Origin of the sequence: Streptomyces capoamus, from assembly GCF_014654935.1 — a bacterium.
Classification (GTDB): domain Bacteria; phylum Actinomycetota; class Actinomycetes; order Streptomycetales; family Streptomycetaceae; genus Streptomyces; species Streptomyces capoamus.
This window is the reverse complement of sequence record NZ_BNBF01000021.1, coordinates 163,044-170,421: the sequence shown is the minus strand read 5'-3', so window position 1 is coordinate 170,421 and position 7,378 is coordinate 163,044. Positions and strand designations below refer to the sequence as shown.

Annotated in this window: 6 protein-coding genes and 1 pseudogene; 4 read left to right on the top strand and 3 right to left on the bottom strand. The window is 73.6% G+C overall.

What is annotated here, in order from left to right; all coding sequences use genetic code 11:
- Nucleotides 1–291, top strand: a 291-nt coding sequence (locus IE312_RS28935; protein WP_502266997.1) for a phosphoglucose isomerase-related protein, incomplete at its 5' end; no start/stop codon positions are given.
- A gap of 45 nt (nucleotides 292–336) precedes the next feature.
- Here the strand turns inward: IE312_RS28935 and IE312_RS28930 are convergent.
- From IE312_RS28930 to IE312_RS28920, 3 genes are read right to left on the bottom strand one after another with little or no spacing between them, the layout of a single operon-like run.
- A complete protein-coding gene (locus tag IE312_RS28930) occupies nucleotides 337–2,619 on the bottom strand; it encodes an FtsX-like permease family protein (protein ID WP_189985247.1) in 2,283 nt (760 codons plus the stop codon).
- Nucleotides 2,620–2,639: 20 nt separating this feature from the next.
- Nucleotides 2,640–3,392 (bottom strand): ABC transporter ATP-binding protein, encoded by a 753-nt coding sequence (locus tag IE312_RS28925; RefSeq protein WP_189985240.1) that lies wholly within the window; start codon nucleotides 3,390–3,392, stop codon nucleotides 2,640–2,642.
- Nucleotides 3,389–3,895, bottom strand: coding sequence for a PadR family transcriptional regulator (locus IE312_RS28920; RefSeq protein WP_189985239.1), 507 nt, complete (start codon nucleotides 3,893–3,895; stop codon nucleotides 3,389–3,391). The genes IE312_RS28925 and IE312_RS28920 overlap by 4 nt, the downstream gene beginning before the upstream one ends.
- A 133-nt stretch (nucleotides 3,896–4,028) precedes the next feature.
- Here IE312_RS28920 and IE312_RS28915 point away from each other — a divergent pair, with 133 nt between their 5' ends.
- The 3 genes and pseudogenes from IE312_RS28915 to IE312_RS42275 form a co-directional block, all read left to right on the top strand.
- Nucleotides 4,029–5,300: an ABC transporter substrate-binding protein gene (locus IE312_RS28915; RefSeq protein ID WP_189985238.1), complete on the top strand. Its 1,272-nt coding sequence runs from the start codon at nucleotides 4,029–4,031 to the stop codon at nucleotides 5,298–5,300.
- A 169-nt stretch (nucleotides 5,301–5,469) separates the two neighbouring features.
- A complete protein-coding gene (locus IE312_RS28910) occupies nucleotides 5,470–7,077 on the top strand; it encodes a glycoside hydrolase family 13 protein (RefSeq protein WP_189985237.1) in 1,608 nt (535 codons plus the stop codon).
- Between the two features lie 28 nt (nucleotides 7,078–7,105).
- Nucleotides 7,106–7,378 (top strand): annotated as a pseudogene (locus tag IE312_RS42275) (carbohydrate ABC transporter substrate-binding protein); the annotation flags it as partial.

The following is a 7,378-nucleotide window of genomic DNA, read 5'->3' as shown; positions in this document are numbered from 1 at the left end:
GAGCTGGTCGCGCACAAGACGTTCCAGGGCAACCGGCCGACGACCACGATCCTCGCCCGGCAGCTGACCCCGTCCGTGCTCGGCCAGCTGATCGCCCTCTACGAGCACAAGGTGTTCGTGCAGGGCGCGGTGTGGAACATCGACTCCTTCGACCAGTGGGGCGTGGAGCTGGGCAAGGTCCTCGCCAAGCGCGTCGAACCCGCGCTCACCGAGGGCGCCGAGGTCCCTGGTCTGGACGCGTCGACCACAGCGCTGGTCGCCACGTACCGCCGGCTGCGCGGCCGGAGCTGAACCGGCCGCCGCGCCCGGCCGGTCCGGTCCGCTTCAGGCCCCCGCTCAGCCCACCGCGCTCAATGTGTCCGTGAGGCGGCGGCGGGCCGAGCGGGCCGCCGGCAGCGTGGCCAGGCCCGCCGCGCCCAGGACGGCGGACGTGCCCAGCAGGAGCAGCAGGCCCGGCGAGGGGGACTGGGCGATTCCGGCGCCGATACCGCTGGAGCCGCCCTGGGCGTCGATCAGCCGGCGGGCCAGCGGCAGCCCCAGCGCGGTACCGGCGACGACCGCTGTCAGGGCCGTACAGCTCGTCGCGGTCACCGTGATCGCGGTGATCTGGCGGGGGGACATGCCGATCGCCCGGAGCGCCAGCACGTCCCGCTCGCCCTCGCGGACGCTGCCGCCGATCGCGGTGAGCAGCTCCACCAGCCCGATGAGGGCCAGCACCGCGATCAGTCCGGCGACGACACCGCGCAGCGGGGACAGCCCGTCGGCGGGGTTCGTCACGGGATGCACGTCCAGGTGGCCTCGGCCGGCCGAGGCGAGCTCGGCGGCCACCCCGTGCGGGTCGGCGCCGGGGCGCAGCCGCAGCTCGTAGAAGGCGGGGGCCAGCGCGGGGTCGTTCTCGCGCAGGGTGTCCAGGGAGGTGGTCACGACCCGGCCGGCGTTGCGTGGTTCCAGCGTGCGGCCCACGATGTGCAGGATCTGCGGCCGGTCGCCCACCGTCATCCGCACCCAGTCGCCGACCCGGGCGTGCAGCAGGTCGAGCAGGCCCTGCCCGGCCACGGCCTCGTCCGGTCCGCGTGCGGCGCGGCCCTCGGCGAGGGCGTAGGGGTAGGGCTCGGCGCGGGTGCCGACACCGCGCAGCGCGATGGTGCCGGTCTGGCCGGGGACCAGCGCGGCCAGCTCGACGCCGGGGTAGGCGGCGCGGACCCGGGCGTCGCGCGCGAGCACGGCCCGGACACCGGATGCGTCCAGGGCGCCGTCCGAGCGGACCGTGAGCGTCGTCGGCAGCCCCACCCGTTCGGGGCTGCCGTGGAAGCGGTCCAGCGTGGTCCAGGCGCTGAGCGCCACCACGATCAGCACCAGCGGCAGGGTCAGCCGGGCCACGGTGGCCAGGGACCGGCCGCGCCCGGCGAAGGCCTGGTGGCAGCCGAGGACCAGCGCGGCCGGCAGCCGCAGGCCGAGCGCCCGCCGGGCCGGCCCGGTCAGCCCCCCGCCCTTCGGCGCGGCCGGGCGCGGCACCGGCACCGGCGGCACCCGGCCCGCACGCCAGGCCGCGAGCCCGGTGGTCAGGCCGATGAACAGCACCGCGCCCGCCGGCACCGCGCACAGCGCCAGACTGTGCCCGGGCAGCCCCTGCCACACCCGGACCGCGTCCCCGAGCCGTCCCGGGAGGCGGCTGCCCAGCCCCTCGGTGAGGGCCGCCGCCGCCACGGCGCCGAGCAGGGCGTACGCCAGGTGCTGGAGCAGGAAGATCCGTACGACCTGGCCGGGCGTGAAGCCGATCGCCTTCAGCACCGACAGGTCGCGCAGGTGTCCGCGGATGCGGGTGGCGATCGCGCCGTGCACCGCGAATCCGGCGGCGGCCAGGGCGCCCAGGCCGAACAGTCCGAGTACCTGGCCGAGCAGCCGGCCCGTGTCCTGGGCCTCGGCGCGGGCCTGCTGCCAGGTGGAGACCTCGCCGACCGCGCCGGCGCCCAGCACGGTGACGGCGCGCTGGACGGCGTAGTCGGTGTCGGCGGGATCGTCCAGCCGCAGCCCGATGACCTGGGCGGCCGGGGCGCGCACCGCGGACGGCAGCGCCCACACCAGGCCCGGCTGCTCCCCGGGACGGTACGGGGGCTCGGCGCTGTCCGCGACGCCCTCGACGGTGAGGGTGCGGGCCGTGCCGGGCAGGGTCAGGGTGTCGCCGGGCTCGGCCAGCAGGGCGCGGGCGAGGCTGCTCTCCAGCACCACTCCGTCCGGCGCGCCCGGGTCCAGCCAGCGTCCGGCGGTGAGCAGGGGCCGGCCGACGGCGGGCGGGCGCGGGGTGCCGCGCAGCTCCACCGAGGCGCGGGTGCCGCGCGCGGCGACGGTGGCGGGCTCGCTGCGGTAGGGGCCGGCGACGGAGGTGACGCCGTCGAGCCGGGCCAGTTTCCGGGCGTCGGCGGACGGCGCGGTGTGCAGCCACACATGGGCCCCGCGCGCTTCGGCGAAGGTCCGCTGCCAGGGGTTGGTGGCGTAGCCGAACAGGGCGGTGGCGAGCAGCAGGGAGGCCACGATCCCGGCGGTGGCCAGCACCAGGAACAGCGCCTCGCCGCGGTGTGTCCGCAGGTCGGAGTGCGCCCAGCGCCAGGCGGCACGCACATCCCTCAGGTCCGGCACGGTCAGTCCCTCAGCTCCAGCACGCCGGAGATACCGCCCCGCCGGGGCGACGGCGTCGCGTCCAGGGTGGCGTCGTCGGCGATGCGGCCGTCGAAGAAGCTGATCACCCGGTCCGCGGCGCTGGCCAGCCGGGCGTCGTGGGTGACCAGGACGATGCTCTGGCCGCGTGCGTGGAAGCGGGACAGCAGCCGCATCACCTCGCGGGTGCCCTTGCTGTCCAGGCTGCCGGCCGGTTCGTCGGCGAGCAGCAGCGGCGGGTGGTTGACCAGCGCCCGGGCGAGCGCGACCCGCTGCTGTTCGCCGCCGGACAGCTCGCCCGGCATGCTGCGCTCCTTGCCCTCCAGGCCCAGCTCGGCCAGCAGCGCCTCCCGCTCGGCGCGGGCCTTCTTCGGCGGGACGCCGGCCAGCAGCGCGGGCAGTTCGACGTTGTCGGCGACGGACAGGTTCGACACCAGGTTGAAGAACTGGAAGACGATCCCGATGGCCTTGCGGCGCTCCACCGCCCAGCGGGCCTCGCTGAAGGAGTCCGTGCACCGGCCGTCCAGCCAGACGCTGCCCGCGTCCGGCCGCTGCAGCCCGCCGAGCAGGTGCAGCAGCGTGGACTTGCCGGCTCCGGACGGGCCGGTGATCGCCACGAACTCGCCGCGGGCCACGCTCAGGTCCACCCCGCGCACGGCGTGCGCGGGCGCGCCCTCGCCGTGGTGGGTCTTCACCAGACCCTCGGCGCGCAGCACCTCAGCGGGGTGCTCGCTCATTCCAGTTCCTCCTGGCACCGCTCCAGCCAGTCGAGGTCGGCCTGCAGGTGCAGCATCGCGCCCTCGATCAGCAGCTGGGCGATTCGGTTGTCCCGGTTCTCGGCGGCGGCCAGTTTCGACAGGTCGCGCATGGTGTTGAGGTACTGGCGCCGCTGCCGGTTGATGAGGGCGATCTGGTCGGCGAGACCGGTCTGCGGGGCCAGGGCGAGCTTCATGAAGAACTCGTCCCGCACCCGCGGCTCGTCCTCGGTCTCCTCGAACCAGACGTGCAGCGCCTCACGCCCGGCCTCGGTGAGGTGGTAGACCTTCTTGTTGGGCCGGCTCGACTGCTCGACGTCCTCGCCCGCGATCAGCCCGGATTTCTCCAGACGGCCGAGGGTGACGTAGATCTGGCCGACGTTCGGCTGAGGGTACGCGGCGCCCAGCAGTTGCTCAAGGTCCTGCTTCAGCTCGTAGCCGTGGGCGGGGCCGCGCGCGAGGAGTGCCAGGAGGGGCAGGCGCACTCGTGCTGTCCTCCTGTCTGCTCCATGTGCTCCAGGCCCTAGTATCGCGCATACCTAACGGGTATACATGGCCTCGGTCCTCGGACGAGGGTGGGCAAGGGTGCCCGTGGTGCCGGTGTACAGGGAGGAACCTATGCGGTGGATACGCGCCGCCGGTAGGGGCCTTCTGGTTCTCGTGGTGATCCTGGCCGGGTACGTGGCGTCCGGCGCCCGTGCCGACGAGGCCGCCGGCGGCGGGCGCGGCCCGCTCACCCTGGCCACGGCCGGTGATCTCACCGGTTATCTCGGCCCGCTGCTCCAGGGCTGGAACCGCACGCATCCCGGCGAGAAGGTCACTCTGGTCGAGCTGCCGGACTCGGCCGACGAGACGCACGCGCAGATGACGACGGACCTGCGCGGCGGCGACCGGGGCCGGTTCGACGTGCTGAACATCGACGTCGACTGGACCTCGGAGTTCGCGGCGGCCGGCTGGATCCGCCCGCTGCCCCGCGACCGCTTCCCGCTGGACAGCTTCCTGCGGCCGGTGGTGGACACCGCTACGTACGAGGGCCGCCTGTACGCGGTCCCGTACGTCACGAATGCCGGACTCCTGCTGTATCGCAAGGACATACTCGCCAAGGAGGGCGTGTCCCCGCCGCACACCTGGGCCGAGCTGGAGCGTGATGCGCGGACCATCGCCCCGAAGTACGGGCTGGACGGTTACGCGGGGCAGTTCCTGCCCTACGAGGGCCTCACGGTGAACGCGGCCGAGGCGGTGTACTCGGCGGGCGGCACCATCCTCGGCGGCGAGGGCACCCGGGTCACCGTCGACTCGGCCGCCGCCCGCGAGGGCATCGGCTTCCTCGCCCGCGGCCTGCGCGAGGGCTGGATCCCGAAGCGGGCGCTGACGTACAAGGAGGAGGAGTCCAAGCGGGCCTTCCAGGAGGGCAGGGTGCTCTTCCTGCGCAACTGGCCCTACGCCTACGCCGTCGCCTCGGAACGGGGCTCGAAGGTGGCCGGCCGGATCGGCGCCGTACCGCTGCCCGGCCCCCACGGCCCGGGCACCAGTGTGCTCGGCGGCTCCAACCTCGCGGTCAACTCCCACGCCCGGCACCCGGACTCCGCCGCGCGCCTGATCGCCTACCTCACCAGCGCACCGGTACAGCGCCAGGTGCTCACCCGGGGCGCGCTGCCGCCCGTCCGCGCCGGCCTCTACGAGGACCCCGGGCTCGTCGAGCGGTTCCCCTACCTGCCGACCCTGCGCACCGCCGTGCTCACCGCCAAGCCGCGCCCCAAGAGCCCGCGCTACGACCAGGTGAGCCTCGCCGTGCAGGCGGTCGTGCAGGACGCGCTCACCGGGCGCCAGACGCCCGGGCAGGCCGTGCGCCGGCTGGCGCACGAACTCGACGCCATCGCCCGACGCTAGTTACTTGTTAAGTAACGCCACCATCACGACTGTCGTCGTATTGGGGTGATTTGCCGGGGTTTGCCAGCCCAACTCACCAGTATCTTCTGTTCACTTCGTTGACACCTGCGCTCGGCCGCTACCTAACATGCATGCATAACAGCCCCACTCAGAGACAGGTTCCACAGGGTTGAACAGGCATCATTGGTGGCGGGACGCCGTGATCTACCAGGTGTACGTCCGCAGCTTCCTGGACAGCACCGGCGACGGCATCGGCGACCTCGCGGGCGTCCGGGCCGGGCTGCCGTACCTGAAGAAGCTCGGCGTCGACGGGATCTGGCTCAGCCCGTTCTACCCCTCGCCGCAGCACGACCACGGCTACGACGTCGCCGACTACCGCGACGTCGACCCGGTCTTCGGCGACCTCGGCGAGTTCGACCTGCTGATGGCGGCGGCCCGGCGGCTCGGCATCAAGGTGCTGCTCGACATCGTCCCCAACCACTGCTCCAGCGAGCACCCCTGGTTCCGCGAGGCCCTCGACAGCGCCCCCGGCAGCCCGGCCCGCGCCCGCTTCCACTTCGCCGACGGCCGCGGACCCGGCGGCAGCGAGCCGCCCAACAACTGGCACGCCATGTTCGGCGGCCCGGCCTGGACCCGCGTCGCCGACGGCCAGTGGTACCTGCACATGTTCACGCCCGAGCAGCCCGACTGGAACTGGCGCAACCCCGAGATCGCCGACGAGTTCGACCGCGTCCTGCGGTTCTGGCTCGACCGGGGCGTGGACGGCTTCCGCATCGACGTCGCCGCCGGCCTGTTCAAGCACCCGGACCTGCCCGACTCCGACGACCCGGAGGCCGACGCCCGCACCCGCGACTCGGTCAACCCGCTCGCCTGGAACCAGCCCGAGGTGCACGAGGTGTGGCGCCGCTGGCGCGCGATCTGCGAGGAGTACGGCGCCCAAGACGGCCGCGAGCGCCTGCTCGTCGGCGAGGTCTCCGTCCCCACCGCCCGCGAACACGCCCTGTACGTCCGCCCCGACGAACTCCACCAGGCCTTCTTCTTCGACCTGCTCGGCGCCGCCTGGGACGCCGACGCCTTCCGCAAGGTCATCTCCGAGGCCATGCAGGACATCGCCGGCACCGGCTCCACGGTCACCTGGGTGCTCAACAACCACGACCAGGTCCGCACCGTCACCCGCTACGGCGAACCCACCCCCGAGGGCAGCGGACTGGGCACCACCCGCGCCCGCGCCGCCGCCCTGCTGATGCTGGCGCTGCCCGGAGCCGCGTACATCTACCAGGGCGAGGAACTGGGTCTGCCCGAGGTCGTCGACCTGCCCGACGACGTGCTCACCGACCCGATCTTCCGGCGCACCGGCAGCCGCGCCCGGATCCGCGACGGCTGCCGGGTCCCGCTGCCCTGGTCCGGGCAGGCCTCCCCGTTCGGCTTCACCTCCGGCACCGAGGGTGCCAAGCCCTGGCTGCCGCAGCCCGAGTACTTCGCCGAGTACGCCACCGACCGCGCCCTCGCCGACACCCGCTCCTTCTGGCACCTGTACCGGGAGGGCCTGCACCTGCGCAAGACCCTGCCCCAACTGGGCGAAGGCCCGCTGGACTGGCTGGACACCCCGCCCGGCGTCCTCGCCTTCGTCCGCGGCGACGGCCTGGTCTGCGCCGTCAACTTCGGTACCGCCCCCACGCCCGCGCCGGTCCCCGGCACCCCCCTGCTGTCCAGCGGCCCCTGCCCGCCCGGCGTCCTGCCCGGCGCCACCGCGGCCTGGTGGCTGAACGACCTGTGATCCACAGCCTCTCGAAGGGACATCAACGATGATGCGACGACGTACGACCCTGCTCACCGGCTGCACCGCCCTCGCGCTCGCCCTGGGCGCCACCGCCTGCGGCGGCGGCGACGTCTCCGCCGGCGGCGGCGACAAGGCCCTGAGCGGCCAGACCGTCACCGTGGCCGGTGTCTGGTCCGGCAGCGAGCAGAAGAACTTCCAGAAGGTGCTGGACGCGTTCAGCGAGAAGACCGGCGCCAAGACCCAGTTCGTGTCGACCGGCGACAACGTCTCCACCGTCGTCGGCAGCAAGATCGAGGGC